The organism is Streptomyces sp. NPDC088732, from assembly GCF_044751205.1.
GTDB lineage: Bacteria > Actinomycetota > Actinomycetes > Streptomycetales > Streptomycetaceae > Actinacidiphila.
This window is the reverse complement of the sequence record NZ_JBIVLI010000015.1, coordinates 145,018-170,593: the sequence shown is the minus strand read 5'-3', so window position 1 is coordinate 170,593 and position 25,576 is coordinate 145,018. Positions and strand designations below refer to the sequence as shown.

Annotated in this window: 24 protein-coding genes; 12 read left to right on the top strand and 12 right to left on the bottom strand. The window is 74.0% G+C overall.

Features of this window, described 5'->3' with window-relative positions; genetic code table 11:
* Positions 1-103: 103 nt before the first annotated feature.
* The 9 genes from ACIP9H_RS25225 to ACIP9H_RS25185 all read right to left on the bottom strand — a co-directional run bounded on the left by ACIP9H_RS25225 (position 104) and on the right by ACIP9H_RS25185 (position 8,333).
* A complete protein-coding gene (locus ACIP9H_RS25225; protein ID WP_401960975.1) occupies positions 104-697 on the bottom strand; it encodes a lytic polysaccharide monooxygenase in 594 nt (197 codons plus the stop codon).
* A 255-nt stretch (positions 698-952) separates the two neighbouring features.
* Positions 953-1,975 carry a GNAT family N-acetyltransferase gene (locus tag ACIP9H_RS25220; protein WP_401589653.1) on the bottom strand — a complete coding sequence of 341 codons (1,023 nt, stop codon included), beginning with the start codon at positions 1,973-1,975 and terminating at the stop codon, positions 953-955.
* 52 nt (positions 1,976-2,027) lie between these two features.
* Positions 2,028-2,660, bottom strand: coding sequence for a uridine kinase (locus ACIP9H_RS25215; RefSeq protein WP_401589655.1), 633 nt, complete (start codon positions 2,658-2,660; stop codon positions 2,028-2,030).
* Between the two features lie 79 nt (positions 2,661-2,739).
* Positions 2,740-4,179 carry an NADP-dependent phosphogluconate dehydrogenase gene (gene gndA / locus ACIP9H_RS25210; protein WP_401589658.1) on the bottom strand — a complete coding sequence of 480 codons (1,440 nt, stop codon included), beginning with the start codon at positions 4,177-4,179 and terminating at the stop codon, positions 2,740-2,742.
* Positions 4,180-4,277: 98 nt separating this feature from the next.
* Positions 4,278-4,868: an SRPBCC family protein gene (locus tag ACIP9H_RS25205; protein ID WP_401960972.1), complete on the bottom strand. Its 591-nt coding sequence runs from the start codon at positions 4,866-4,868 to the stop codon at positions 4,278-4,280.
* 171 nt (positions 4,869-5,039) lie between these two features.
* Positions 5,040-7,172 (bottom strand): SpoIIE family protein phosphatase, encoded by a 2,133-nt coding sequence (locus ACIP9H_RS25200; protein ID WP_401960970.1) that lies wholly within the window; start codon positions 7,170-7,172, stop codon positions 5,040-5,042.
* A 176-nt stretch (positions 7,173-7,348) separates the two neighbouring features.
* Entirely contained in the window at positions 7,349-7,879 is a 531-nt protein-coding gene (locus ACIP9H_RS25195; RefSeq protein WP_401589665.1) for a winged helix-turn-helix domain-containing protein, read from the bottom strand.
* A 95-nt stretch (positions 7,880-7,974) separates the two neighbouring features.
* Positions 7,975-8,103, bottom strand: coding sequence for a hypothetical protein (locus ACIP9H_RS25190; RefSeq protein ID WP_401589668.1), 129 nt, complete (start codon positions 8,101-8,103; stop codon positions 7,975-7,977).
* A 71-nt stretch (positions 8,104-8,174) separates the two neighbouring features.
* Complete coding sequence (locus ACIP9H_RS25185) at positions 8,175-8,333, bottom strand: hypothetical protein (RefSeq protein WP_401589670.1); 159 nt, start codon at positions 8,331-8,333, stop codon at positions 8,175-8,177.
* A 123-nt stretch (positions 8,334-8,456) separates the two neighbouring features.
* Here ACIP9H_RS25185 and ACIP9H_RS25180 point away from each other — a divergent pair, with 123 nt between their 5' ends.
* Entirely contained in the window at positions 8,457-10,535 is a 2,079-nt protein-coding gene (locus ACIP9H_RS25180) for an FUSC family protein (RefSeq protein ID WP_401589673.1), read from the top strand.
* A gap of 961 nt (positions 10,536-11,496) precedes the next feature.
* Here the strand turns inward: ACIP9H_RS25180 and ACIP9H_RS25175 are convergent.
* Positions 11,497-12,720 carry an acyl-CoA dehydrogenase family protein gene (locus ACIP9H_RS25175; protein ID WP_401589675.1) on the bottom strand — a complete coding sequence of 408 codons (1,224 nt, stop codon included), beginning with the start codon at positions 12,718-12,720 and terminating at the stop codon, positions 11,497-11,499.
* 125 nt (positions 12,721-12,845) lie between these two features.
* Here ACIP9H_RS25175 and ACIP9H_RS25170 point away from each other — a divergent pair, with 125 nt between their 5' ends.
* The gene (locus tag ACIP9H_RS25170; protein ID WP_401589678.1) at positions 12,846-13,496 is read left to right on the top strand and encodes a TetR family transcriptional regulator; all 651 of its coding nucleotides are present in this window, start codon (positions 12,846-12,848) and stop codon (positions 13,494-13,496) included.
* 14 nt (positions 13,497-13,510) lie between these two features.
* Here the strand turns inward: ACIP9H_RS25170 and def are convergent, their stop codons facing one another.
* Complete coding sequence (gene def, locus ACIP9H_RS25165) at positions 13,511-14,056, bottom strand: peptide deformylase (RefSeq protein ID WP_401589681.1); 546 nt, start codon at positions 14,054-14,056, stop codon at positions 13,511-13,513.
* A gap of 163 nt (positions 14,057-14,219) precedes the next feature.
* Here def and ACIP9H_RS25160 point away from each other — a divergent pair, with 163 nt between their 5' ends.
* The 6 genes from ACIP9H_RS25160 to ACIP9H_RS25135 all read left to right on the top strand — a co-directional run bounded on the left by ACIP9H_RS25160 (position 14,220) and on the right by ACIP9H_RS25135 (position 19,857).
* Positions 14,220-15,458, top strand: coding sequence for a MurT ligase domain-containing protein (locus tag ACIP9H_RS25160; protein WP_401589683.1), 1,239 nt, complete (start codon positions 14,220-14,222; stop codon positions 15,456-15,458).
* A 54-nt stretch (positions 15,459-15,512) separates the two neighbouring features.
* Positions 15,513-16,241, top strand: a complete 729-nt coding sequence (locus ACIP9H_RS25155; RefSeq protein WP_401589686.1) for a type 1 glutamine amidotransferase — start codon at positions 15,513-15,515, stop codon at positions 16,239-16,241.
* A gap of 167 nt (positions 16,242-16,408) precedes the next feature.
* Positions 16,409-17,434 carry a 6-phosphofructokinase gene (locus tag ACIP9H_RS25150; protein ID WP_360913923.1) on the top strand — a complete coding sequence of 342 codons (1,026 nt, stop codon included), beginning with the start codon at positions 16,409-16,411 and terminating at the stop codon, positions 17,432-17,434.
* Between the two features lie 141 nt (positions 17,435-17,575).
* Entirely contained in the window at positions 17,576-18,529 is a 954-nt protein-coding gene (locus ACIP9H_RS25145; RefSeq protein ID WP_401960962.1) for a cytochrome c oxidase assembly protein, read from the top strand.
* Positions 18,530-18,561: 32 nt separating this feature from the next.
* Positions 18,562-19,623, top strand: a complete 1,062-nt coding sequence (locus ACIP9H_RS25140) for a hypothetical protein (RefSeq protein WP_401960959.1) — start codon at positions 18,562-18,564, stop codon at positions 19,621-19,623.
* Between the two features lie 72 nt (positions 19,624-19,695).
* The gene (locus ACIP9H_RS25135) at positions 19,696-19,857 is read left to right on the top strand and encodes a hypothetical protein (protein ID WP_401589693.1); all 162 of its coding nucleotides are present in this window, start codon (positions 19,696-19,698) and stop codon (positions 19,855-19,857) included.
* A 481-nt stretch (positions 19,858-20,338) separates the two neighbouring features.
* On the opposite strand, the gene ACIP9H_RS25130 is transcribed toward ACIP9H_RS25135, so the two are convergent.
* Positions 20,339-21,040 carry a TetR/AcrR family transcriptional regulator gene (locus ACIP9H_RS25130; RefSeq protein WP_401589696.1) on the bottom strand — a complete coding sequence of 234 codons (702 nt, stop codon included), beginning with the start codon at positions 21,038-21,040 and terminating at the stop codon, positions 20,339-20,341.
* Between the two features lie 124 nt (positions 21,041-21,164).
* On the opposite strand from ACIP9H_RS25130, the gene ACIP9H_RS25125 reads away from it, so the two are divergent.
* The 4 genes from ACIP9H_RS25125 to ACIP9H_RS25110 all read left to right on the top strand — a co-directional run bounded on the left by ACIP9H_RS25125 (position 21,165) and on the right by ACIP9H_RS25110 (position 25,574).
* On the top strand, positions 21,165-22,622 hold the full coding sequence (locus tag ACIP9H_RS25125; RefSeq protein ID WP_401960955.1) for an MFS transporter: 1,458 nt from the start codon (positions 21,165-21,167) through the stop codon (positions 22,620-22,622).
* A 189-nt stretch (positions 22,623-22,811) separates the two neighbouring features.
* A complete protein-coding gene (locus ACIP9H_RS25120) occupies positions 22,812-23,537 on the top strand; it encodes a lysophospholipid acyltransferase family protein (protein ID WP_401961094.1) in 726 nt (241 codons plus the stop codon).
* Positions 23,538-23,640: 103 nt separating this feature from the next.
* On the top strand, positions 23,641-24,714 hold the full coding sequence (locus tag ACIP9H_RS25115) for an NAD-dependent epimerase/dehydratase family protein (protein ID WP_401960953.1): 1,074 nt from the start codon (positions 23,641-23,643) through the stop codon (positions 24,712-24,714).
* 26 nt (positions 24,715-24,740) lie between these two features.
* On the top strand, positions 24,741-25,574 hold the full coding sequence (locus tag ACIP9H_RS25110; RefSeq protein ID WP_401589704.1) for a TIGR02452 family protein: 834 nt from the start codon (positions 24,741-24,743) through the stop codon (positions 25,572-25,574).
* Positions 25,575-25,576 lie beyond the last annotated feature (2 nt).

Sequence of the window (25,576 nt, the reverse complement as noted above, 5' to 3'; positions counted from 1 at the left end):
CGGAGCGCCGGTCGACGGCGCTCCGCACGGCGGCCCCCCGGGAACGGCAGCGCCGCCGGGCCGCCGAGGGGGGACCGGCGGGCCCGGCGGCGCGGCCAGGTGGTCAGTACTGCACGTCGGAGCAGGCGTAGAAGGCGTTGGTCGTGTCCGCGACCGTCCACACCGCCAGGATGATGTGGCGCCCGGTGTGACCGGTGGGGATGGTGCCCTGGTGGGTGACGGTCGCCGGGGGCCGGGCCCCGTTGTAGTTGACCGTCAGGAAGGGCGTCAGCGTGAGCGCGGAGCGGGTGAGCGGCCGGCTCGGGTCGAAGCCCTGCTTGGTGATGTAGTACTTGAAGTCGGCGGTCGCGTGCGAGGCGGTGAACTGCCAGCGGAAGCTGTAGTTCTGGCCGCCGGTGACCTTGGTGGTGGGCCAGCCGGTGCCGCCGCGCGGGTTGTCGAGCTGGGCGAACCGGCTGTTGCCGCCCGCGCAGATGGTGCCGTCGGAGGGCCCGGTGGACGGGAAGCCCTTGGGGCCCTCGACGCTCTGGGGCTCCCACTGGATGTCACCGCAGTTGGTCACCGTGCCGTTGGCGCAGAGCTTCTGACGGCTGATCGGGGAGTCCGTGTAGCCGTGGCTGTAGGCGCTGCCGGTGGCCAGGACGGACAGTCCGGCGAGGGCGAGGCCGACAACGGCCGCGCCGAGCTTTCTGGGCATGCTTCGCTCCTCGGAGAACGTGGGGGAGTTCTGAGAGCAGTTGCGGAGCCTGCAGGACCGGCTTGGTCTGGACCAATAGTGAAGGTACTCCGATGAGTTGGTCATGTCTAGACCAAGAAAAAGGAGAAGCCCCGGCCAGGACGGGGGGATCTGGCCGGGGCAGTCACGGGGGTTCGCGGCAGAAACGATTCTGCCCTCGCGCGAACCCTTGATAGTTTAACAGTCAAGGAGAGATGGTTCGCACCACCAAACCCCTCAGCGCTGTGGGGTCGCCCACATCCTCGGGTCGAGCACCCGCTGCAGCCGGTACGCCACGGGACGGAACCCCACCGCCGGCCAATTCGCCGCGGACACCGGCGAACCCGCTGACCAGCTCGCCGTGATGTGCCGGTACCCGTGGTCGTACGCCCACGCCAGCGCGGTCGCCAGCAGCACCCGGCTGATGCCCTCGCCGCGGGCGACATGCGTCACGTACGCCTCGACCAGTTCGACGCACCCCTCCGGCACCACCGGGCCGGGCTCCGCCGGGATCAGCACGACCATGCCGATCTCCTCGCCCCGGCGCAGCGCCACCCACGCCCCGCTGCGCGGATCGGCCAGCGCGCCCGCGTAGTGCGTGCGCAGCGCGGCGAGCGCCGGCTCGGGCTGCGGGCGGAACACCGCGGCACCCCGGTCGGCGCGGGCCGCCTCCACCGCCATCCGCCCGATCCGCTCCAGGTCCCCCGGTCCCGCCCGGCGCACCGACAGCGCGTCCACGCCGCGCGGTTGGCGGCCCTTGGGCCGCACGGCCATCAGGCCGCGGACCCGTTCCAGCCCGAAGCCGCACCGGAACCAGGCGAGCGCCGCCTCGTCGTCGGCGGGCAGGTCCACGTAGTGCACATACCGGCGGTCCGCGACCAGTCGCTGCGCCACCGTCGTGTACAGCCCCCGCAGCACGTCGTCCCGCAGCCCGTCGCGGCCGGCGCGCAGCGCGTGCCCGCCGTAGCCCACCAGCGCCGAGCGGGGGTGGGCGCGCAGCGCGGCGCGGTCGTCGTCCGCGAGGTCCACCGGGGCCGCCACGAGGTACCCGGTCATCGTGCCGTCGCCGCCGCGGGAGGCGACCGCCTCCGTGCGCGGCCCCGCGAGCATCTTCCCGAGCAGTTCCTCGCCGCCCGGCGAGCCCGCGGCCCGTCCCGGCTGGAGCGGCACGCCTCTTCGGGCCTTTCCGTACCAGCGGTCGAGCAGAGCGGCGGCTTCGGGAACGTGCTCGGCGGTCAGCGGAGCTATGGCGACAGTCATGGTGCTCCGGGACGCTAACGGTCGCCGTGGGGCGGCTGCAAGCGGCGCCCGGTCAGCCCGTCCACGCCGGGTGCCGGGGGTCGTCGGTATGGACGAGGATGTCCGCGGTCTCCCCCGGCGCGGCCTCCCGCTCGTACCGCTCGTACGCCGGGAGCGTCCAGCGCTCCTCCTCCGGGGTCCGGCGGGCCAGCGCCCCCTGCGACATCCGCAGGTGCACGCTCAGGTCGAACGGGAAACCGTAGCCCTGCAGCAGCGCGCCCTCCAGGAGCAGCACACCGCCCGGCGGCAGTTCCTCGTACGCGGCGCGGGTCGCGCGGTCCGTGTCCGGGTTCCAGCGCGACGGCAGCACCCGACCGCTGCCGCCGGGCGCGAGCGGGTCGAACACCTCGCGCCACAGCGCGCCGGTGTCGAGCCAGCGGTCGTAGTAGGCGTCGGGGTCGCGGCGCCCCAGCTCGAAACGCTGCGACGCGGGCTGCCAGTACGTCCGCGCGGCGACCCGCAGCACCGGCCGCCCGCGCAGCCGCAGGGCGTCCGCGAGGCTTTCCGCCAGGGCCTCGGGGCGCGCCGCGGGAGCCCCGTCGACGGCCACGCGCGGGCGCTCTCCCCCGTCCTGCGGCTTCAGTTCCACCACGCGGTCGGCCAGCGCTTCGGTCAGCCGTTCCCAGCTCACGGGGGTCAGTCGCACGCCCCCATTGTGCAGGGACCGTCCGGCGGCGCGTCCACCCGCCCTCGCGGAGGGGGACGAGCCGCCGGACGGCCGGGGATCAGCCCGCGGGGATCTCCGAGCGGTCCCCGCCCCACAGCGTGTGGAACGCGCCCGGCTTGTCGACGCGCCCGTACGTGTGCGCCCCGAAGAAGTCCCGCAGCCCCTGGACGAGCGCGGCGGGCAGCCGGTCCGCGCGCAGCGCGTCGTAGTACGCGAGCGCGGCGGAGAACCCGGGCGCGGGGACGCCGAGTTGGGCGGCGGTGGTCACGACGCGGCGCCAGGCGTCCTGGGCCGAGCCGACCGCGTCCGCGAAGTGGGCGTCCGTCAGCAGGGTGGCACGGCCGGGATCGGAGTCGTACGCCTCCTTGATCCGGTTGAGGAAGCGGGCCCGGATGATGCAGCCGCCGCGCCAGATGGTGGCCATGGCGCCGGGGTCGACGTTCCAGCCGAACTCCGCGCTGCCGGCCTGGATGAGGTTGAAGCCCTGGGCGTAGGCGACGATCTTCGACGCGTACAGCGCCTGCTCGACGTCGTCGGCGAAGCGGTCGCCCGCCGCGCTGTCGAGCCAGGTCTCACTGGGGCCCGGCAGTCCGCCGCTGGCCTCGCGCAGCTCGGTGCTGCCGGACAGCGAGCGCGCGAAGACGGCCTCGGCGATGCCGGACGCAGGAACGCCGAAGTCGAGCGCGTTCTGCACGGTCCAGCGCCCGGTGCCCTTCTGCTCGGCGCGGTCGAGGACCACGTCGACGAACGGCTTGCCGGTCTCGGCGTCGGTGTGCGCCAGCACCTCGGCGGTGATCTCCACGAGGTACGACTCCAGGCGGCCGGAGTTCCACGTCCGGAAGATGTCCGCGATCTCGCCCGGCCGCTTGCCCGCCGCGTGCCGCAGCAGGTCGTACGCCTCGGCGATGAGCTGCATGTCGGCGTACTCGATGCCGTTGTGCACCATCTTCACGAAGTGCCCGGCGCCGTCGGGGCCCACGTGCGTGCAGCACGGGACGCCGTCGACCTTGGCGGCGATGTCCTCCAGGATCGGGCCGAGGGACTCGTACGACTCGGCCGAGCCGCCCGGCATGATCGAGGGGCCGTTGAGCGCGCCCTCCTCGCCCCCGGAGATACCGGTGCCGACGAAGTGCAGGCCCTGCTCGCGCAGCGCCTTCTCCCGGCGCCGGGTGTCGCGGTAGTCGGCGTTGCCGCCGTCGACGACCATGTCGCCCGGTTCGAGGAGCGGCACGAGTTCGTCGATCACGGCGTCGGTGGGGCCGCCGGCCTTGACCATGATGATGATGCGCCGGGGACGTTCCAGGGAGTCGACGAACTCCTTGAGGGTCTCCGCGGGGTGGAATTCGCCCTCGCCGCCGAACTCCTCGACCAGGGACCGCGTCCTTGCCGGAGTGCGGTTGTGCAGGGCCACCGGGTGACCGTGCCGCGCGAGGTTCCTGGCCAGGTTGCGGCCCATGACCGCCAGTCCGGTGACGCCGATGCGGGCCTGCTCCGCCATCTGCGGGTCCTCTCTGTTCAGTCGTGCGGGGGTGGGGCACCTACGGCGTCCAGCCTGTCAGCGAAGTACCCGGATCGAGGGAACTTCGGACGGATCCGTCAGGTGCCCGTGCCTATGCGGTCCTGACCTGCTACACGGGGCAGCGCGGGACGCAGGGCGGCCGCCGCCGGCAATGCGGCGGCGGCCGGGGCGCGCGGGGCGGCGGCACGTACCTGCCCGGCCGGCGGGGGAGGCTGCGGGGGCGCCACCAGCGGGCTGCCGAGCGCCTCGCGGAGCCGGCGCGCGTCCTCGGGCAGGTCGCGGCGCCACGCCCAGCCGAGGAAGGGGGCCAGCAGCAGCATGCCCCCGCCGAGCGTGCTGGTGACGCTGAGCTGCACGAACGAGCCCTGGGAGTGGGGCAGCATCCGGAAGGCGTACTCGGGGACCTGGGTGCCCAGGGGACTCCACATCCGCCGCCCCCGGTAGGTGATCCTGCGGCAGGGCTGGTAGACCGAGCAGACCAGCCGGTGTTCGCGGTGGCGGCCGGGGTAGTGGTAGCGGTACACCGCCCGCTCCCCCGGGGGCACGCACTCCGTCGAGACGGCGGCCACGCCCGAACTCCACATCTGGAGGTTGCGGGCGTCGGCCAGGAAGTCGAAGACCTCTTCCACGGTTCGGGTGACGATCACGCTTGTAGACACCGTCGGCATCGCAGACCTCCCCGGTGCCGGCGCGGCCAGCATGTGAGCAGTTCCCTCTTGGCTCCTCACCGACAGCGTGCGGGGCAAATGGCGGCGTGTCGTGGCGAGTGAGCCGTACGGGTGAATCCGCGGCCCATGACCGGCCGAAACGGCACCCGGGCGGAACGCCGGCGCTTGCTTTCAGCCGATCGGGGTACCGGGGTCCCGCCCGCCGGTGCCCGCGTCGTGGAACTCGCACCACACGGACTTGCCCGAACCGTGCGGTTCGACGCCCCAGGCGTCGGCGAGCCGGTCCACCAGCAGCAGCCCGCGGCCGGACAGCTCGCCGTCGCCGGGCTCCCGGCGGCGCGGCCAGCTCGCGGCCAGGTCGTGGACCTCGACGCGCAGCCTGCGGGGGACGCCGGCCTCGCCGTGCGCCGGGGCCGGGTCGGGGAGCAGGCGCAGGGTGAGCACGGCGCCGCCGTCGGTGTGCACCAGGGCGTTGGTGATCAGTTCGTCGGCCGCGAGCTCGGCCTCGTCCGCCCGGCCGGGCATGCCCCACGCCGCCATGGCCTCGCGGACCATGGCACGGGCCTCGACGAGCGCCCCGGGGTCCCCCTGGGCGACGTGCTGGTGCCGCCGGCGCGCCGGGGCCGACCTGGCGTCGCCGTCGCGGCGCAGCAGGAGCAGGGCCATGTCGTCCTCGGTGGCCGGCTCGCCCATGACGGTGGTCAGGTGGTCGGCCAGGTTCTGCAGGCCGCACGGCCCGTCGCGCAGCGCGCCGGCCAGCAGGCGCACACCGTCGTCGAGGTCCGCGCCGGGCCGCTCCACGAGCCCGTCACTGAACATCAGAAGGGCGTCACCCGGGGCGAGTTCGGCCGCGGTCACCGGGTACTCGGGCGGGCCGAACTGCGCGGACAGCCCGAGCGGGAGGCCACCGGAGGTGGGCAGGACGCGGACGGTGCCGTCCGCCTGCCGGACCAGCGGGTCGATGTGCCCGGCCCGGACCACGAGGGTGGCGCCGGTCGCGGGGTCGGCCTGCGCGTACAGGCAGGTGGCGAAGCGGTCGGTGTCCAGCTCGTGCAGGAAGGCGGAGGCGCGGGCCATGACGCTGGCCGGGGCGTGGCCCTCGGCGGCGTAGGCGCGCAGCGCTATCCGCAACTGCCCCATGACGGCGGCGGCATGGGTGTCGTGCCCCTGGACGTCGCCCACGACGACGGCGACCCGGCCGCCGGGGAGCGCCACGACGTCGTACCAGTCGCCGCCGATGTCCCGGGCCAGCCGCGCGGAGCGGTAGCGCACGGCTATCTCGGCGCCCGGGACGTCCGGGATCGTGCGCGGCAGCATGGCGGTCTGCAGGCCCTGCGCGAGGTCGTGCTCCTGGTCGTACAGCATGGCCCGCTGGAGGCTCTGGGCGATGCTGCCGCCGAGCGCGATGAGCAGGTCGCGCTCCTGCGGGGAGAACGTCGTCTTGTGCCGGTACAGCAGACCCAGCGCGCCGATCGGCTCACCCTGCGCGATGAGCGGCAGATAGGCCGCGGCCGAGGGGCCCAGCGGCTCGATATGCGGCCACAACTCCGGGTAGCGGCGGGCGAATTCCTCGGGCGAGGTGACGAAGCGCGGCGTCAGCGTGCGGACGACCTCGCTCATCGGGTACTCCTCGTCGATCCGGGTGTACTGGAGCTCGGGGACCCAGCTGGTCTCCTTGGCGTCGCTCACCACGTGCACCCGGCCGCCCTCGACCTGGCCGAGGAAGAGGCTGGCGATGCCGAGCCGGTCCATCCGGCGGTTGCCGGTCAGGGCGGCGGTCACATCGCGAACGGTCACGGCCCGGGCCAGGGACGCGGTCACCTCCAGGACGAGATCGCTCTCGGTGGACCGGTCCTCCTCGCGCAGACAGGCGGCGGCCTGGACGAGTTCGTCGGTGGCGTCGATGACGATGCCGATCACGCGGCGGGCCCGGCCCTCGCCGTCGCGCACCACGCGGCCGCGCAGACGGACCCAGCCGTGGCGCCCGTCGCGGCGGGTGAGCCGGCTGTAGGCGCCCCAGGAGGCGCGGCCCTCGGCGAGCGCCTGCTTGATCGTGCGGTCGACGGCGGCGGCGTCGTCCGGCGCCAGCCGGGCCAGCATGGCGCGGGGGTCGCCGTCGAACTCCTCCGGGCCCACGTCGAGGGCCCGCTGCGCCTCGCCGTCCAGGTGGACGCGGTCGAGGTCGAGGTCCCAGTCGAAGCCGCCCACGCCGTTGAGTGCCATGTGCAGGTCCGCGGAGGCCGGCCAGCCGGGCGGCACGGATGTCCCGGTTGCCGGGGGCGCCCACTCCCGAGACTCAGCCATCACGCCCTCCGGACCTGCCTCCGCCGCGCCGGGCCGCGGCGGAAATGGGGACAGCGTACCCATAGTCCGGTGGGGGAAGATGCCGCGGACGTCACACATGGGAAAACACGGCGCCGCCGGGGGCCACGGGGCCTCCCCGGCGGCGCCGCGGGACCGGTCCGCGGACTGACGCCGCCTCAGCGGGCCGCGGGCGGCGCGTACTTGTAGCCGACCCGCCGCACGGTCACGATGCTCGCGCGGTGCTCGGGCCCGAGCTTGCGGCGCAGCCGCGCGACATGGACGTCGACGGTGCGGCCGTCACCCACATGGCCGTACCCCCAGACCGTGGTGACGAGCTGGTCCCGGGTGTGCACCCGGTGCGGGTGGGCGACGAGATGGGCGAGCAGCTCGAACTCCAGGTACGTGAGATCGAGGGTGCGGTCGTGCACCTGGGCGACCCGCCGCTCGGTGTCGACGCGCACCAGCGGCGGAGCGGACGCGGCGGGCGGCTCCGGCGCGGGGGGCGCCTGCTCGGCGGGGACGAGGACGAGATAGCCCACCATCGGGGGCTGCCCGGCCAGTTCGGGGATCACATGCCCCGGAGCGGGCAGCCAGGTGGCACCGGGCGGCAGGAAGTCGGGGACGGGCGGCGGGACCTCGCCGGGGCGCACGGCGCGCAGCCGCTGGCGGCCGGCAGCCGGCACGGGGACGGAAGGAGTGAGCGACATGGGGTCTCGGTTCTTTCGCGCGAAGGAGTCGTGGACGACGTCTTGCGCGGGACGACCGGGACACCGACAGCGGGCGGCAGCCTGGATCGGTGGCGTCAGCTGCGGGCCGGGGTCCGCGCGGGAACCGCGCGGCAACACTCCCGGTCGAAGTGGTACTGCTGCCGGGACGGCCAGAACGGCTCGAGGTCGCTGCGACCTGTCGCGGTGTCAGTGAGGCTGGCCATGGAAACCATTGAACCATGCCCCCCGGCCACCGAGGGCGCGATTGCGCGACCCCTGCCGTCCGGGCCCCTCCTCACAGCGGCTGCGGCTCCGGCTGCGGTTCGGGCGCCGGATCGGGGTCCGGCCGCGAGGGCGGCTCGGGCAGCGGGTCCGGGGCGGGACCGGGCACCGGGGTCGGCGACGGCGGCACCGGGTCGGGCGGGAAGGGCGGCACGGGGTTCGGGGACGGCACAGGAGGCACAGTCGCGCGGGGGGCGCGGGCAAAGGCGGTCATGGCGGGATGTCCTCCTCGGGGCTCGCCGGAACGGATCGTGCGCTGCGCTTACCCGGCACTTCCGGTCCTATCCTCTGGATCATGAGCTGGTTGCGCGCGGTGGGCCGGGCCGCCCGTGCGGGGCTGCGGCTGGAGCGCACCAGGCTGGAGCCGCTGATCGCCCTGCGCGGCGCCGCGGGCGTCGCCGTCGTGGTCGGCGTGACGCTGTGGCTCGCCTCCCCCGTGGTCGCCGCGTCCTCCGCCTTCGGGGCCTTCGCCTCGGGCATGGCCACCTTCCAGCGCAGCTGGCGCCCCCGGCCGCTGCTGGCCCTGGTGACCGGGGCCGGGCTGGCGGTGAGCACCTTCCTGGGCTATCTCGCCGGCGCGCACTGGGACCTGTTCGTGGTGCTGCTCGCGGTGTGGGCGTTCCTCGCGGGCACGGCATGGGCGCTGGGACCGACGGCGGGCCTCGTGTCGTCGCTGACGGTCGCGGTGATGCTGGTCGTCATCACGCTGCCCACGTCGGTGGCGACGGCGCTGGGCCACGCGGCGGTGATCGCCGCCGGCGGCGCCGTGCAGGCCACGCTGATCGTGGTCTTCCCCGTACGGCGCTGGGGGCCGCAGCGCGACGCCCTGGCCGACGCCTTCGCCGCCGAGGCGGACTACGCCCGCCGGCTGCGGCACGACCCGGTGGCGGCGTTCGACCCCGCGCCGCTGATGGCCGCGCGCAGCGCCGCGACGGTGACGCCCCGCCAGGCCCGGCGGCGCCCCGCGGCACTGCGGGGCAAACGCGTCCTGGCCGAGCGCATCCGCCCGGTCCTGGCCTCACTGGCCGACCCGGCGGTCGGCGCGGCCGCCGAGGGACCGGAGCGCGACCGGGCCCGTCAGCTGCTGGCGGCCGCCGCGGACGTGCTGGACGCGGTGGCGCGGGCGGTACGGGAGGCGGAGCCGGTGCGAGTGCCCGCGGAGGCCGAGAACGTGGCACTGGTCGAGCCGGGACCCGGGGACCAGCTCAGCGGACCGGCGCGGCGTACCGGCCTGCGGCTGATCGCCCTGCTCGGCGAGGCCGTGTCCTCCGCGACCCGCCGCGAGGGCTCCGCCGGGACGGACACCGCGCACCTGCGCCGCCCGACCCTGTGGGAACTCGTTCCGCTGACCGTCCGCACGGTGCGCCGGGAGCTGCGCCGGGACTCGCCCGTCCTCCGGCACGCGATCCGGCTCGCCGCGGTCACCCCCGCGGGCTACGCCCTGGGCGCCGCGCTGCCGCTCGGCCACGCCTACTGGGCGCCGCTGACCTCGGTGATGGTCATGCGGCCGGACTTCTCGCAGACGTACGCGCGCGGCGTGGCGCGCTTCGTCGGCACGCTGGCCGGGGTGACCGTGGCGACCGCCGTCATGCAGGCGTTCTCCCCCGGGACCTACCTGTGCGCGGCCCTCGCCCTGGTCTCGGTCGGCCTGCTGTACCTGCTGATGCGCACCGGCTACCTGGTCTCGCAGGTGGCCGTCTCCGCGTACGTGGTGTTCCTGCTGGGCATGGCCGGCGCCCAGTGGACGCAGACCGTGCCCGAGCGGGTCCTGCTGACCCTGCTCGGCGGGCTGCTGGCGATGATCGGCTACGCCGTCTTCCCGGCGTGGGAGACGCCCCGGCTGCGGGACCGGCTCGCGGAACGCATCGAGGCGACCGGGCGTTACGCGGCCACCGCGCTCGAGGCGCACGGCGCCCCCGGGAAGGGCCGCCGCGAGGCCGTGCGCTCCGCGCTGCTGGACGCGCGCGCCGCCGCGCTCGCGTGGGACCAGGCCGTGGCCCGCGCGAACGCCGAACCGGTCCGCGGCCGCGGACTGTCCCGCCGCTCCGCGGACGCCGCCGACGCCGCGCTCTCGGCCCTGGGCCGCATCCCGATGCTCATGGAGGCCCACCTGCCCGCGCCGGACGCGCCCCCGGTGCCGGACGCCGTCCCCTTCGCCGCCGCGCTGCGCGACGCCACGGCCCAGGGCGCCGCCGCGGTCCGCACCCGGCGCCCGCCGGACTTCTCCGGCGTCCGCGCGACGCTGGGGCAGTGGTCGCCGTCTGCGGAGGACCGCGTGGTGCGCCGCAGCGCGGAACTCCTCGTCGAAACCCTCGACGATCTCGAAGCCGCCTTCCGCCCCCTCCCCCGCCCCCGCCCCTCCCGCCGCCACTGACGCGCCCTGCGTGCGCGCCGCACCGGGCCCCATCCGGGCGGGTTGACGCGCCCCCGGCCCGCGCGCGCCAAGGGTGCACGCCCTGGACGCCCTGCACAGCGCGGCGAGCCCGGTCGTCCGGGCGGACAGCGAGGTCCCGGCCCTCGCGGAAGCGCCGCCCACGAGGCAGGCCTGTGGACTGGGGCGGCGCCCGACCATCGCTCAGTCGCGGCCGAGGCCAATTCCGCGCGGCGAAGGACCACGCCGCGCCCCAGCGCTGAACTCCACGTCCAGAGGCCCGAAGCCGCCGTTGACGCGCCCTGCACCGGGGCGGCCGCACCCAGGCATGCGGCAGACGAGGCGGGGCCGTGCATCCGCCGGAGATCTCCCGGCTCGGTCGACGACGGCGGGACGACCCGAGCCCTGTACCGGGTAGCGCCGAAACTCCTCGCCCAGACGCCGACGCCCTCAAGCCGCCCCTTCCGACGCCGCGCGCCGACGAGGCAAGCGCCAGCCCAACGCGCCGCCCGGCCATCGCTCGGTCGCGGACCGTCCCGAAGGTTCGGAGCCGCCCCCGCCGCCAAGGCCGCGGAATGCGCCCAGACGCCGAACGCGCCGTGTGCCGGGTGCCGACTCCGCGCCTGAGATGGTCGAGCCGGTCCCGCGCATCCGCCGGAGACACCTGAGCAGGGCGCGGTCCCCCGGCAAGGTCGACGGCGGCGGGACGACCCGAGCCCTTTCCCGGGTGCCGAGCACGCGGTCGCACCGCCGACACCCGGGACGCCGCGCAGAGGCAGCGCCCGGGCGTGTTCCCCCCGCAGCCGACGCGCCCGTACCGCCCGAACGCGAGGGCCCGCCCCCGCGCAGCGGTCCCGAGGGGCGGCATGTCGATGCCCCTTGTTCGTGCGGCGTTCAACGCCCCGGCTGATGACGGTACGGGCCCGCAGCGGGGAGGCGCCCGTCCCGCGCCCCCCGCGGAGCGTCAGCGGATGGGGACGCCCGAGAGCGTGCGGGCGATCACGAGGCGCTGGATCTCGCTCGTGCCTTCGAAAATGGTGTAGATCGCGGCGTCGCGGTGCATCCGCTCCACCGGGTACTCACGGGTGTAGCCGTTGCCGCCGAGGATCTGGATGGCCTGGCCGGTGACCTTCTTGGCCGTCTCGCTGGCGAAGAGTTTGGACATCGAGCCCTCGGCCGACGTGAAGGGCTTTCCGGCGACCGCCATCCAGGAGGCGCGCCACACCAGCAGGCGTGCGGCGTCGATCCGGGTGCGCATGTCGGCGAGCTGGAAGGCGACGCCCTGGTTGTCGATGACGGGGCGGCCGAACTGGGTGCGGGTCGTCGCGTAGTCGAGGGCGACCTCGTACGCGGCACGGGCGGTGCCGACCGCCATCGCGCCGACCGCGGGCCGGGAGGCCTCGAACGTGGCCATGGCCGCGTTCTTGAGGCGTTCGCCGCCCTGCGCGCGCTCCCGGGCCCGGGCGAGGCGCTCGTCGAGCCGCTCCTTGCCGCCGAGCAGGCAGTGCCCGGGGACGCGGACGCCGTCGAGGACGACCTCGGCGGTGTGCGAGGCGCGGATGCCGTGCTTCTTGAACTTCTGGCCCTGCGCGAGCCCGGGAGTGCCGGGCGGGACGATGAACGAGGCGTGGCCCTTGGACCCCAGTGCGGGGTCGACGACCGCGACGACGACGTGGACATTGGCTATGCCGCCGTTGGTCGCCCAGGTCTTGGTGCCGTTGATGACCCACTCGTCCTTGGCCTCGTTGTACACAGCGCTGGTCCGCATGGCGGCGACGTCGGAGCCCGCGTCCGGTTCCGAGGAGCAGAAGGCGGCGACCTTCACGTCGGCGGGGTCGCCGTACATCTGCGGGATCCAGGTGCCGATCTGCTCGTCGGTGCCGTTGGCGAGGACGCCGACCGCCGCGAGGCCGGTGCCGACGATGGACAGGCCGATGCCGGCGTCCCCCCAGAACAGCTCCTCCATGGCGATCGGGATGCCCAGTCCCGTGGGGTCGAAGTACTGCTGGGCGTAGAAGTCCAGCGAGTACAGGCCGATCTTCGCGGCCTCCTGGATCACCGGCCAGGGGGTCTCCTCGCGCTCGTCCCACTCCGCCGCAGCGGGGCGCATGACGTCGGCCGCGAAGCCGTGGATCCAGTCGCGCACCGATTTCTGGTCGTCATTGAGCTCGAGCGTGAAGCCGCTCATGGTCCCCTCCACGTGCTGGTTACTTGCGGTAACGCCAGTCTGTTACCGGCTGGTAAGGACTGTCAACCGGACCTGGGGTGTTACGTTGCGCAGACGGGAGAAATCGAACGGGCGGGGAGGCTCGGGTGGGTACCAGCCAGCGGCAGGACCAGCGAACGGCGACCGCGGCGGAGGAACGCCGCAGGGAGCTGCTCGAGGCCGCGGACCGCGTCGTGCTGCGGGACGGCCCGGAGGCGTCCATGAACGCGATCGCCGCCGAGGCGGGCATCACCAAGCCCATTCTGTACCGGCACTTCGGCGACAAGAGCGGTCTTTACCGGGCCCTGGCCATCCGCCACACCGACGCGCTGCTCGCCAACCTGCGGGCCGCCCTGGACGCGCCGAACGAGCGCCGCGACCGGGTCGAGGCGACCCTGCACGCGTACCTGTCCGCCATCGAGGCCCGGCCGCAGGTCTACCGCTTCCTGATGCACCCGGCGGAGCACCCCTCCGAGGGCGAGCGCGGCTTCGACGTCGGCCGCCACTCGGCCCCGGTACTGCGCCGCATGGGCGAGGAACTGGCCCGCTTCATCGCCGAACGGCTGGACCTGGGCCCCGACGGCGAGGAGGCGGCCCGGGTCTGGGGCCACGGCATCGTCGGCATGATGCACGCCGCCGGCGACTGGTGGCTCGGTGAACGCCCCTGCTCCCGCGACGTACTGGTGCGCCACCTGGCGGACCTGCTGTGGGGCCGGCTGGCCGCGGTGGGCGACCGCCCCGGCGCGCCGCTCCGGTAGACCCCGCGGACGTGTCAGCCGTCCACCGCCCACGGCGCGCGGCGGGCGGCGCGCAGGGTGCGCCGCAGGCGCAGCCCGCTGAGCCGGTCGGTGAAGACACCGCCGTCGAGGTGGTCGCACTCGTGCTGGAGGCAGCGGGCGAAGAAGCCGGTGCCCTCCACGCGCAGCGGGCGGCCGTGCAGGTCGACGCCCTCCAGGGTGATCTCGTCGTGGCGGGGCGTGGGCGCGTGCACTCCGGGGAGGGACAGGCAGCCCTCGTGGCCGGTCACGGTCACGCCGCCGATGTGCGTCACCCGCGGATTCACCACATGGCCGAGATGGCGGACGTCCTCGTCGTCCGGACAGTCCCACACGAACACGCGCAAGGGGACGCCGATCTGGTTCGCGGCCAGCCCGACCCCGTCACGGGCATACATCGTGGCGTACAAGTCTTCTACAAGCGTGGCGAGTTGGGCGTCGAACGCGGTCACCTCGCGGCAGGGCGCGGTCAGCTGGGGGTCTCCCAGCAGCCGCATCGGACGGACGGTCCCGGAGCTGCCGGGGATGGTGACGTGTGGCATGCGGGCCAGCGTACGGGGGCGGCTCGTTTCAGCGCCGGTAGGGGAAGTGGATAGGCTGATCGGCGACCGATGCCTTCCGGCCGGTGCGATGGCCGGGGCACGCGCTCCGGCCGACCGCCGGGGAGGGCGGACAGGGCCGGACGCGAGGAGGATGGTGGAGACGATGGCAGGCAACGCGGAGCCACTGTCGCCGCGGGCGAAGCTGGCCGTGACGGCGGGCAAGGCCGCAGCGGCGGTGTCGCGGGCGGCGGGACGCGGCAGCGGATCGGTGATCGGCGGCCGGGTGGCGCTCAAACTGGACCCGGACCTGCTGGCCCGGCTGGCGACGCACCTCGACGTTGTGCTCGTTTCGGCCACCAACGGCAAGACCACCACCACCCGGCTGCTCGCCGAGGCGCTGCGCGCCAACGGCGAGGTCGTCTCCAACGCGCTCGGCGCCAACATGCCGGCCGGCATCACCTCGGCCCTGGCGGGCGGCTCCGAGGCCCGCTACGGCGTGATCGAGGTCGACGAGAAGTACCTGGCCGGCGTGGCACGGGACGTACGCCCCAAGGCCATCGCCCTGCTGAACCTCTCCCGCGACCAGCTGGACCGGGCCGCCGAGACCCGCATGCTCGCCGAGAAGTGGCGCGAGGGGCTGGCCGGCAGCGACGCGATCATCATCGCCAACGCCGACGACCCGCTGATCACCTGGGCGGCGTCCTCCTGCCCCACCGTGGTGTGGGTCGCGGCCGGACAGGAGTGGAAGGACGACGCCTGGTCCTGCCCCTCCTGCGGCGGTGTGCTGCAGCGCCCCTCCGAGGACTGGTTCTGCGGCGAGTGCGGCTTCCGCCGCCCGACCCCGACCTGGGCGCTCTCCGGCGACCACGTGATCGACCCCTACGGCTCCGCCTGGCCGATCCAGCTGCAGCTGCCCGGCCGCGCCAACAAGTCCAACGCCGCCGTCTCCGCCGCCGCGGCCGCCGCCTTCGGTGTGGACCCCAAGGTCGCGCTGGAGCGGATGTACAAGGTCCAGGCAGTGGCCGGACGCTACGACGTGGTGCAGTTCCAGGGCCGCGACGTGCGCCTGCTGCTGGCGAAGAACCCGGCCGGCTGGCTGGAGACCTTCTCGCTCATCGACCGGCCGCCGACGCCGGTGATCCTCTCGGTGAACGCCCGCGGCGCCGACGGCACCGACACCTCCTGGCTGTGGGACGTGGACTACACCCGGCTGTCCGGGCACCCGATCCGTGTGATCGGCGACCGCAAGCTGGACCTGGCGGTCCGCCTGGAGGTCGCCGGGCTGCAGTTCCAGGTGTGCGCGGACTTCGACGAGGCGGTGCGCACCTCGCCGCAGGGCCGGATCGAGGCCATCGCCAACTACACCGCGTTCCAGGACCTGCGCCGCCGCGTCGGCAACTGACCCGGCGCTTCCGCCGCCTTCTTCGACTCCCGCCCCCCGTAAGGAGGACACACCATGAGCGACTCCAGCCTGCGCCTGGTGTGGGTCTACCCCGACCTGCTCAGCACCTACGGCGACCAGGGCAACGTGCTGGTCACCGAGCGCCGTGCGCGTCAGCGCCGGGTCCCGGTCACCCGCATCGACGTACGGTCCGACCAGCCGATCCCGACATCCGGCGACATCTACCTGATCGGCGGCGGTGAGGACCGGCCGCAGCGGCTGGCCGCCGAGCGGCTGCGCCGCGACGGCGGGCTGAACCGCGCGGTCGACAACGGCGCCATCGTCTTCTCGGTCTGCGCCGGCTACCAGATCCTCGGCCACGAGTTCGTCAACGACCTCGGCCGCCCCGAGCCGGGCCTCGGCCTGCTCGACGTGGTCAGCGTCCGCGGCGAGGGCGAGCGGTGCGTCGGCGACGTCCTGGCCGACATCGACCCGGCGCTCGGCCTGCCGCCGCTGACCGGCTTCGAGAACCACCAGGGCATCACCCACGTGGGCAAGTACGCCCGCCCGCTCGCCCGCACCCGGTTCGGCAACGGCAACGGCACGGGCGACGGCACCGAGGGTGCGTACAACGACACCGTCTTCGGCACGTACATGCACGGCCCGGTCATGGCCCGCAACCCGCAGATCGCGGACATGCTGATCAAGCTGGCGATGGACGTCAGGGCGCTGCCGCCGGTCGACGACCAGTGGTACGAGGCGCTGCGCGCCGAGCGGATCGCCGCCGCCTCGCAGCCCGCCTGAAGCAGCGGTACCGGGAGCGGGGCCCGGGCCGGGAGTGTCCGCAGTGCGGGCGGCGTTTCCGTCGTCCGTGCCCGGCTCGATAACGTAGGTATCGCGGTGCGCGCGCCGCGGGTCCATCCGGACGACGGCGTCCGGCGCCCGGATCGATCTTCCAGGAGTAACGAGCAATGCGTATTGGTGTGCTGACGAGCGGCGGCGACTGCCCCGGCTTGAACGCCGTCATCCGGTCGGTCGTGCACCGGGCGGTCGTCGACCACGGGGACGAGGTCATAGGCTTCCACGACGGGTGGAAGGGCCTCCTCGAATGCGACTACCGCAAGCTCGACCTCGACGCGGTGGGCGGCATCCTGGCCCGCGGCGGCACGATCCTCGGGTCCTCCCGGGTCCGCCCCGAGCACCTGCGGGACGGCGTGGAGCGGGCCAAGGGCCACGTCGCCGACCTGGGTCTCGACGCGATCATCCCGATCGGCGGTGAGGGCACCCTGAAGGCCGCCCGCCTGCTGTCGGACAACGGGCTGCCCATCGTGGGCGTGCCCAAGACCATCGACAACGACATCGCCTCTACCGACGTCACCTTCGGCTTCGACACCGCCGTCACCGTCGCCACCGAGGCGCTGGACCGCCTCAAGACCACCGCCGAGTCGCACCAGCGGGTGCTGATCGTCGAGGTCATGGGGCGGCACACGGGCTGGATCGCGCTGCACTCCGGCATGGCCGCCGGCGCGCACGCGATCGTGGTGCCGGAGCGTCCCTTCGACATCGAGGAGCTGACCCGGCGGGTCGGCGAGCGCTTCTCGGCGGGCAAGAAGTTCGCCATCGTGGTGGTCTCCGAGGGCGCCAAGCCGCGCGAGGGCACCATGCCGTTCGAGGCCGGCGTCAAGGACGCGTACGGCCACGAGCGCTTCACCGGCATCGCCACCCGGCTCTCGATCGAGCTGGAGGAGCGGCTGGGCAAGGAGGCCCGCCCGGTGATCCTCGGCCACGTGCAGCGCGGTGGCACCCCGACCGCCTACGATCGGGTGCTGGCCACCCGCTTCGGCTGGCACGCGGTCGAGGCCGCGCACAACGGCGACTTCGGCATGATGACGGCGCTGCGCGGCACCGACATCACCCTGGTCCCGCTGGCCGAGGCCGTCGAGCACCTCAAGACGGTCCCCGCCGAGCGCTACGTCGAGGCGGAGTGCGTGCTCTGACACGCCGATCACCCCTCCTGGAACCGCCCCCGGCCGCACCCGCGGCCGGGGGCGGTTCTAGTCTGGTGCGGGCGCACCCGCCCCAACCGGCACATTGCCGACGGCGCGGTGCGCGCGGACGGCACGACAGGAGAGTGACGGATGGACCACGGCGGACACGGCATGATGACGGAGCTCCCGCCGTTCACCCTCGGCCGGGGGCTCGCCTTCAGCGGGGACCCGGTGTTCCTCGTCGGCTGCGTCCTCGCGCTGGCCCTGTACGGCGCCGCCGTCGTACGGCTGCGCGGCCGCGGCGACCGCTGGCCGGCCGGGCGCGTCGTCGCCTTCGCCCTCGGTGTGCTGTCCATCGGGCTGGCGATGTGCACCAAGTTGAACGACTACGGCATGGTCATGTTCAGCGTCCACATGGTGCAGCACATGGTGCTGTCCATGGTCGCCCCGATCCTGCTGCTGCTCGGCGCCCCGGTGACGCTGGCGCTGCGCGCGCTGCCCGCCGCGGCGCGCGGCAGCAAGGGGCCGCGGGAGCTGCTCGTCGCGCTGCTGCACAGCCGCTACATGCGGGTGGTCACGCATCCGGCGTTCACCATCCCGCTGTTCGTCGCGAGCCTGTACGGGCTCTACTTCACCCCGCTGTTCGACACCCTGATGGGCAGCCGGGCCGGGCACATCGCGATGATGGTGCACTTCCTCGGCGTGGGCCTGGTCTTCTTCTGGCCGATCATGGGCGTCGACCCCGGACCGCACCGGCCCGGGTACGTGATGCGGATGCTGGAGCTGTTCGCGGGCATGCCCTTCCACGCGTTCTTCGGCATCGCGCTAATGATGGCCTCCGAGCCGATGATCCGCACCTTCCAGCACCCGGCGGCCTCGCTGGGGATCGACGCCCTCGACGACCAGACCGCCGCGGGCGGCATCGCCTGGGCGTTCAGCGAGATCCCCTCGGTGCTGGTCCTGGTGGCGCTGCTGATCCAGTGGTACACCTCGGAACAGCGGCACGCCCGCCGCAAGGACCGCGCGGCGGACCGCGACGGTGACGCGGAACTGGCCGCCTACAACGCCTACTTGGCATCCTTGGAGGCGCGGGGTCGGGGCTGACCGGGGCCACCCGCCGCGAAGGGAGGCCCTCGATGGGCGACCAGGTACGGATCTCGGGCGACGCGCTGCTGCTGCCGGGCGGTGTGACGGTGCGCTTCATGCGCACGCTGCGGCTGCCCGAGACGGGCACGCACCCCCTGCCACCAGGACTCGGCACCTTCCCGCTGCGCCGCGTCGCGGACTTCCCCGACCGTGCGCCCGAGCAGTGGCTCGCGCGCGGCGGCGTCATGCTGCCGGTCTACCAGCGCGAGGCGATGTGGCTGAGCTTCTCGGCCGCCGCGCCCGCCGCGCTCCAGGTGGGCGTCGGCAAGGTCTGCGCGGTCTCGGGCGCGCCGTGGAGCGACCGGCTCACGCAGAACCCGCAGAACTATGTGGTGCTGCCGCGCCAGCCCTGGCTCGACGGCATCAACTCCGGCTCCGGCACGATCCGGCAGTTCGTCGCCGTGCCGCTGGGCCTGGGTGCGACCGTCGAGGGCCAGGTCACCGGCGAGGAGGTCTGGGGCGGGGTGCAGCTCCAGGTCTTCGAACTCCGCGAGGAGCGGCTGGCGGCCTGGCAGGCCGAGCAGCGGCGCGGGTCCGGTGTGCCCCGGCCGGCCTTCGGCGGGTACGGCGGCCCCGCGGGCGCCGCGCCGATGCCGATGGCACCGATGGCAGCCCCCGCTCCGGGCGCGGCACCGTCCGCGCGGACCCGCGGGCCCGCGCGGTCCGCGCGGTCCGCCCCCGCGATGGGGCTGGGCGCCGGCGGGCGGATGCGGCAGGAGGTCTACCGCGACGACCGCAAGCCCTCGCACTGGCGGGACGAGCCGTCGGGCCGGATCTTCGTCCACCTCACGACGGCTCCCGAGTGGCGGCGTATCACCGGCGAGGCGCCGCCGCCGTCCCCGGTGAACCGCGCGGCGTACACGGCGGCCGGGCTGCCGTGGTTCGACTACTACGACGCCGACGCGGAGGACCTTGCGGCCCCGGAGACCCTCGGCCAGGTGAAGCCGGTCGGCGACTGGCTGGGCGAGGACGAGTCCCCATGGGTGCCCCCGGTGCCGGGACAGGTGCAGCAGCTCAAGGACGAGGGCACGGTCACGGACGGCGACTGGTAGCGCACCGGGGCCCGTCGGGGCGACCATGGTCTCCGGGCCGCCGCCGTGCGCCGCCCGGGGAGGAGGGCGACGATGCCCGTACCTGCGAAGGCGATGATCGCGCTCACGGTGGCCTGCCTGGTCGCCGTGACCGCGTACACGGTGGCCCTCGGGCCGAACGGCTGGCTCTGGTTCGCCTGGGTCGTGCTCGGCCTCGCGACGATCGGCGTCTTCGCGATCCGCACGCCCCGCTGACGGCCCTCCGGGGGCCATGGACGCCCGAGGAGACCCGCGCCGACGGGACCGTGGCATGAGCGCCTTCCACGCGGGCGCGCGCCAGCCCGCGCCCCGGTGGAAACGCCCTCTCGACGGACGGTCGCGACGCGCCGGAGGCGCCCGAAGAGGCGCAGGCTTTCCCGTTCGGCGCAGACATACAGGCATCAGGCGATGACGTGCCGGACGTGTCCGAACACGCGCAGGCCGCGCGCCGCCCACCCGGGCCCCGAACAGGTGTCGGCGGCCCGGCCGTCGGCCCCGCGGCAACGCCCGGCACGTCATCCGGCGCAGCCGGACCGCACAGTGCCGAGGTTGATGCCCCGCCCCTGCGCGGGGACCGCGGCACGGGCCCCGGCGACGAACAGGGCGGCCGTCCTTCCCCCGGACCCGGACGTACATCGACGGCCCGGCCGTCCCCGCTCGGCGCAGCCGGGACCCAGGCCACCCCGGAACGCGGCCGTCAGGCCGTGACGCGGGCCAGGCCGGAGACGAGGAGGTCGAGGCCGAACTCGAAGCGCTCGTCGCCCTCGCTGCGGGTGAGCGCGTCGACCATGCCGGTGATGTGGGGGAACCGGTCCGGCGGGAGTGAGGCGAAGTACTCGCGGGCGCGGGCCACTTGTTCCTCCAGGCTCACCTCGGGCGCGCCGAAGCCCTGTGCGCGCTGCGAATCCTCCACTGCGGTCGCGGTGATGAAGAGGGCCAGGGCGTCCACCCCGTAGGAGCAGACCCGGTCGGACAGGCCGCCGGCCTTGAGGATCGCGAGCATGGCCTCGGCGTTGAGCAGGGCGTTGGGGCCGGAGGGGATGCCCTGGCCCAGGGCGGCCCGGGACAGGTCGCGGTGGGCGACCAGGACCCGTCGGCCCTCGCGGGCCATCTCCTTGACCTGGTCCTGCCACCGTTCGGGGTCCGGCTCGGGGCGCGCCACATCGGCCTGGATGCGGTCCAGGAGGAGTTCCAGCAGCTCCTCCTTGTTGGCCACGTGCGCGTAGAGCGAGGCGGCACCGGTGTCCAGCTCCTGGGCGACCCGGCGCATGCTCAGCGCGTCGAGACCCTCGGCGTCCACGATCCGCAGGGCGGCGGTGACGACCACCTCCTGGTTGAGCGTGCGGCGGGGGGCCTTCTTGCGCTCGGGGCGCCAGGGCGGTGCGGGGAGCGATGTCACGGGCTGCGTACCTCCGGGAGCGGAACACGAACAGCGTACTTGACACGAACGTCGTTCGTCTTCTAGAACACTGTTCGTTCGATACGAACGCCGTTCGTCCACCACGCCCGCCCCGGAGGACCCCATGAGCACCGAAGCAGCCCTCTCCCCGCCGACACCCGCGGCCGCCTCCCCCACCGGCCACCCCCTGCGCAAGCTCGGGCTCGCCGTGGTCCTGGCCGTCGAGATCATGGACCTGCTCGACGCCACGATCGTCGGCGTCGCCTCGCCGTCGATCCGCGCCGACTTCGGCGGCAGCTCCACGCAGATCCAGTGGATCACCGCCGCCTACACCCTCACCTTCTCCGTGCTGATGATCACCGGGGCGCGGCTCGGCGACATCGTCGGCCGCCGCCGGATGTTCCTGATCGGGCTCGCCGGGTTCACGGTCTGCTCCGCGCTGTGCGCGGCCGCGGGCTCGGCCGGGATGCTGATCGGCGGGCGGGCCGCCCAGGGGGTGTTCGCCGCGATGCTGGTCCCGCAGGGCCTCGGCATCCTGCGCCAGATGTTCCCGCCGCAGGAACAGGGCGCGGCCTTCGGCGCCTTCGGGCCGGTCATGGGACTGGCCGCGGTCGCCGGCCCGGTGCTGGGCGGCTTCCTCACCGACGCGGACCTGTTCGGCTCCGGCTGGCGCGCGGTCTTCCTGATCAACGTCCCGATCGGTGCCGTGGCCTTCCTGGCGGCGCTGCGCATCCTCCCCGAGGGCAGGGCGCCGCACGCGCCGCGGCTCGACCTCCCCGGGTCGGCGCTGGTCAGCGTCGGCGTGCTCATGCTGGTCTACCCGCTGGTGCAGGGCCGCGACCTGGGCTGGCCGCTGTGGACGTACCTGTCGATGGCGGGCGCGGTCCCGGTGTTCTGGCTCTTCGCCCGGTACCAGCGGCGGCTGGTGGCCCGCGGAGGATCACCGCTGGTCGAGCCCGGGCTCTTCCGGCACCGAGGCTTCAGCGCCGCGCTCGTCGTGGGCGTCGTCTTCTTCGCGGCGATCAGCGGGCTGATGCTCGTGCTCACGCTGCACCTTCAGGTGGGCCTCGGCTACAGCGCCCTGCACGCCGGTGCCTCGATGATCCCCTGGTCCGCGGGCACCGTGATCGGCGCGGTCCTCTCCGGGGCGGTCCTCGGCCCGAAGTACGGACGGCTCACCATCCAGGCGGGCTTCGCGCTGTCCGCCGTCGGAGTCGCCGCGCTCGCCCTCACGGTGCACTTCGCGGGCCACGCGGCGACCACCTGGCAGTTGCTGCCCGCACTGCTGCTGAACGGCTTCGCCATGGGCCTGGTGATGGCGCCGTTCTTCGACATCGCGCTCGCCGACGTCGAGGAGCACGAGAACGGATCGGCCTCCGGCGTCCTGAACGCGGTTCAGCAGTTCGGCGGTTCGGTGGGCGTCGCGGTGCTCGGCACGGCCTTCTTCTCGTACGCGGCCGGGGCGGACACCGTGGACGCCGCCCAGTGGACGGCCCTCATGGCGGCGGGCGCCTTCGTCGCGGCGCTGGCGGCGGCGTTCCTGATGCCCCGTCATGCCCGAGAGGGCGCGACGGGGCACTGACGGCGTGACCTCGGGCCCGGGTGCGGTCGGCTGCTCCTCTCCGTACCGACTTCGCGCCACGTCGGTACGCCGGCCGCCCGCGACCGGTGACGGACAGCGAGGCGGGGACCTACACTGGCCGTCCCCGACACGCCTTCCGACGTGGCAGAACACTGCCCCGAGGCCGAGCCGGACGGTTGGGAGTCGCCCGTGTTCTACTACGTGCTCAAGTACGTGCTCCTCGGCCCGCTCCTCAGGCTGCTGTTCCGCCCGAGGATCGAGGGCATGGAGAACATCCCCGAGAAGGGGGCGGCGATCGTCGCCGGGAACCACCTGTCGTTCTCCGACCACTTCCTGATGCCGGCGATCCTGCCGCGCCGCATCACGTTCCTGGCGAAGGCGGAGTACTTCACCGGCCCGGGCCTCAAGGGCCGTCTGACCGCGGCCTTCTTCCGCAGCGCGGGGCAGATCCCGGTCGACCGCTCCGGCGGCAAGGCGGGCGAGTCGGCGATCCGTGAAGGGCTGAAGGTGCTGGCCGCCGACGAGTTGCTCGGCGTCTACCCCGAGGGCACCCGCTCGCACGACGGTCGGCTGTACAAGGGCAAGGTGGGCGTGGCGACGATGGCCCTGCGTGCCGGCGTCAAGGTGATCCCCTGCGCGATGATCGGCACGTACGAGATCCAGCCCACCGGCCGCCGGCTGCCGCGCATCAAGCCGGTGACCATCCGCTTCGGCGAACCGCTTGAGTTCTCGCGCTTCGAGGGCATGGACCACGAGCGCTTCGTGGTGCGCTCGGTGACCGACGAGATCATGTACGCCATCCTGGAGCTGTCCGGCCAGGAGTACGTCGACCGGTACGCCGCGGACGTGAAGGCCGAGGAGCAGGGCCGGGGAACGGGACGCGGAGCCGGCTCCCGGCTGCGGCGCGGCGCCTGAATCGCGCCGCCCCCGCCGCGTCCCGCCCCTTTGCGCCGTCAGCGGATCCGCGCAGGGCGAACCCGCCTGGCCGGGACCCCGCGCGGCCGCCTAGCGTCGCCGCATGACGACGGGAACGGCATTCGTGATCGGGGCGACGGGGCAGATCGGGCGGGCGGCGGTGCGTGCGCTCGCGGCGGACGGCTGGGAGGTGCGCGCGGCCTCCCGCGGGGGCGGCGGCCATGTGCCCTGGCCCGAAGGGGTGCGGCCGGTCTTGGTGGACCGCGAGGACACCGCGGCGCTGGCCGCGGCCCTCGGCGACGGCTGCGACGTGCTGCTGGACTGCGTGGCGTACGGGCCGGAACACGCACGCCAGTTGCTGGACCTGTCGGGCCGGATCGGCTCGGCCGTCGTCGTCTCCAGCTGCTCGGTCTACCAGGACGACCGGGGCCGCAGCCTGCAGACCCAGGGGGAACCCGGCGGCGCCCCGGTCCTGCCGGTCCCCGTCCCCGAGACCCAGTCGCTCGTGCCGGCCGGACCGGACGACTACGCCACCCGCAAGGTCGCCCTGGAGCGTGAACTCCTGGCGGCGGGCGACCGGTTGCCGACCACACTGCTGAGGGCGGGCGCGATCCACGGGCCGCACAGCCTGCGTCCGCGCGAGCTGTACTTCGTCAAGCGTGCCCTGGACAAGCGGCCGGTCCTGATCCTCGCCCACAACGGCGAGAGCCGCTTCCACCCGGTCCACACCGCCAATCTGGCCGAGCTCGTGCGGCTCGCCGCCCGCCGCCCCGGCTCGCGGGTCCTCAACGCCGGCGACCCGTACGCCCCGACGGTCGCGGAGATGGCCACCGCCATCGGCGCACTCCTGGGCCATGACGCCGAGACCGTCCTGGTGGACGGGCCGCCGCCCGCCCCGAACGTCGGCGACACCCCCTGGAGCGCGGCGCACCCCTTCGTGCTCGACATGGCGGCCGCCGAACGCGAGTTGGGCTACCGCGCCATGACGACCTGGGTGGAATCGCTGCCGGAGACCGTGGACGAGCTCGTGGCACGGCTCGGCGAACACGACTGGCGTGCCGCGTTCCCGGTGCTGGCCACGACGTACGACCGCTTCGGCGACCTCTTCGACTACGCGGCGGAGGACCGCTGGCTGGCCGCGGAAAAACCCCTCGCTCCCCGGAGGAGCCCCCACTAGCCTTCCGGCGTGCGAAAGGATCAGGCATGAGTGCCCGGCTGCGGGCGATCGCCCGCGAGACGGAGTCCGTTGTCGCCGCGGGCGGTTACCGCACGGCGCGCGGGACCGAGGTGTCGATCGGCGCGGCGGTGGAACGGGCCGTCGCGGGGACCCGGATCCTCGGGCCGGAGCCCGTCGAGCCCGGAGCGGCCCCGGCCCTGACGGCGCCGACCGCCTTCGAGGTGACCGGCGAGGACAGCCTGGCGGCGGCCGGCCGGCTCGTGCACGAGGGCGCGGCCCCGGTCGCGGTCCTCAACTTCGCCTCGGCCCGCAATCCCGGCGGCGGCTACGTCAACGGCGCGCAGGCGCAGGAGGAGGCGCTGTGCCGCTCCTCGGCGCTGTACACGACCCTGCTCGCCGCCCGGGACTTCTACGCGTGGCACCGCGCCGACGGCAGCCCCTTCTACAGCGACCGTGTCGTCCACTCCCCTGGCGTACCGGTGTTCCGCGACCCGCGCGGAAAGTTGCTGGAGGAACCGTTCGCGGTGGGCTTCCTCACCTGCGCCGCGCCCAATGCGGGGGTCGTCGAGCGCCAAGACCCGTCGGCCGCCGTCCGGCTGCCCGCCGCGATCGACGCGCGGGCCGGCCGGGTGCTGGAGGTCGCGGCCGCGGGGGGATACCGGGCGCTGGTGCTGGGCGCGTGGGGCTGCGGGGTGTTCCGCAACGACCCGGCGCGCGTCGCCGCCGCCTTCCGTGGACTGCTGGCCCCCGGCGGCCGCTTCGCGGAGCGCTTCGACCGGGTCGTCTTCGCTGTTCTGGACCGGCAGCGGGACGCGCCCACCCGCGCGGCCTTCGCCACCGCGTTCCCGAGTAAGGAGTAGGA

What these genes read in the sequence shown, in the direction of transcription:
- ACIP9H_RS25125 (WP_401960955.1), top strand. Translation starts at nt 21,165, where the DNA reads ATGAGCACCGAAGCAGCCCTCTCCCCGCCGACACCCGCGGCCGCCTCC.
- ACIP9H_RS25195 (WP_401589665.1), bottom strand. Translation starts at nt 7,879, where the DNA reads ATGTCGCTCACTCCTTCCGTCCCCGTGCCGGCTGCCGGCCGCCAGCGG.
- ACIP9H_RS25200 (WP_401960970.1), bottom strand. Translation starts at nt 7,172, where the DNA reads ATGGCTGAGTCTCGGGAGTGGGCGCCCCCGGCAACCGGGACATCCGTG.
- ACIP9H_RS25150 (WP_360913923.1), top strand. Translation starts at nt 16,409, where the DNA reads ATGCGTATTGGTGTGCTGACGAGCGGCGGCGACTGCCCCGGCTTGAAC.
- ACIP9H_RS25190 (WP_401589668.1), bottom strand. Translation starts at nt 8,103, where the DNA reads ATGGCCAGCCTCACTGACACCGCGACAGGTCGCAGCGACCTCGAGCCG.
- ACIP9H_RS25140 (WP_401960959.1), top strand. Translation starts at nt 18,562, where the DNA reads ATGGGCGACCAGGTACGGATCTCGGGCGACGCGCTGCTGCTGCCGGGC.
- def (WP_401589681.1), bottom strand. Translation starts at nt 14,056, where the DNA reads ATGCCACACGTCACCATCCCCGGCAGCTCCGGGACCGTCCGTCCGATG.
- ACIP9H_RS25145 (WP_401960962.1), top strand. Translation starts at nt 17,576, where the DNA reads ATGGACCACGGCGGACACGGCATGATGACGGAGCTCCCGCCGTTCACC.
- ACIP9H_RS25110 (WP_401589704.1), top strand. Translation starts at nt 24,741, where the DNA reads ATGAGTGCCCGGCTGCGGGCGATCGCCCGCGAGACGGAGTCCGTTGTC.
- ACIP9H_RS25220 (WP_401589653.1), bottom strand. Translation starts at nt 1,975, where the DNA reads ATGACTGTCGCCATAGCTCCGCTGACCGCCGAGCACGTTCCCGAAGCC.
- ACIP9H_RS25225 (WP_401960975.1), bottom strand. Translation starts at nt 697, where the DNA reads ATGCCCAGAAAGCTCGGCGCGGCCGTTGTCGGCCTCGCCCTCGCCGGA.
- gndA (WP_401589658.1), bottom strand. Translation starts at nt 4,179, where the DNA reads ATGGCGGAGCAGGCCCGCATCGGCGTCACCGGACTGGCGGTCATGGGC.
- ACIP9H_RS25135 (WP_401589693.1), top strand. Translation starts at nt 19,696, where the DNA reads ATGCCCGTACCTGCGAAGGCGATGATCGCGCTCACGGTGGCCTGCCTG.
- ACIP9H_RS25205 (WP_401960972.1), bottom strand. Translation starts at nt 4,868, where the DNA reads ATGCCGACGGTGTCTACAAGCGTGATCGTCACCCGAACCGTGGAAGAG.
- ACIP9H_RS25175 (WP_401589675.1), bottom strand. Translation starts at nt 12,720, where the DNA reads ATGAGCGGCTTCACGCTCGAGCTCAATGACGACCAGAAATCGGTGCGC.
- ACIP9H_RS25180 (WP_401589673.1), top strand. Translation starts at nt 8,457, where the DNA reads ATGAGCTGGTTGCGCGCGGTGGGCCGGGCCGCCCGTGCGGGGCTGCGG.
- ACIP9H_RS25160 (WP_401589683.1), top strand. Translation starts at nt 14,220, where the DNA reads ATGGCAGGCAACGCGGAGCCACTGTCGCCGCGGGCGAAGCTGGCCGTG.
- ACIP9H_RS25155 (WP_401589686.1), top strand. Translation starts at nt 15,513, where the DNA reads ATGAGCGACTCCAGCCTGCGCCTGGTGTGGGTCTACCCCGACCTGCTC.
- ACIP9H_RS25115 (WP_401960953.1), top strand. Translation starts at nt 23,641, where the DNA reads ATGACGACGGGAACGGCATTCGTGATCGGGGCGACGGGGCAGATCGGG.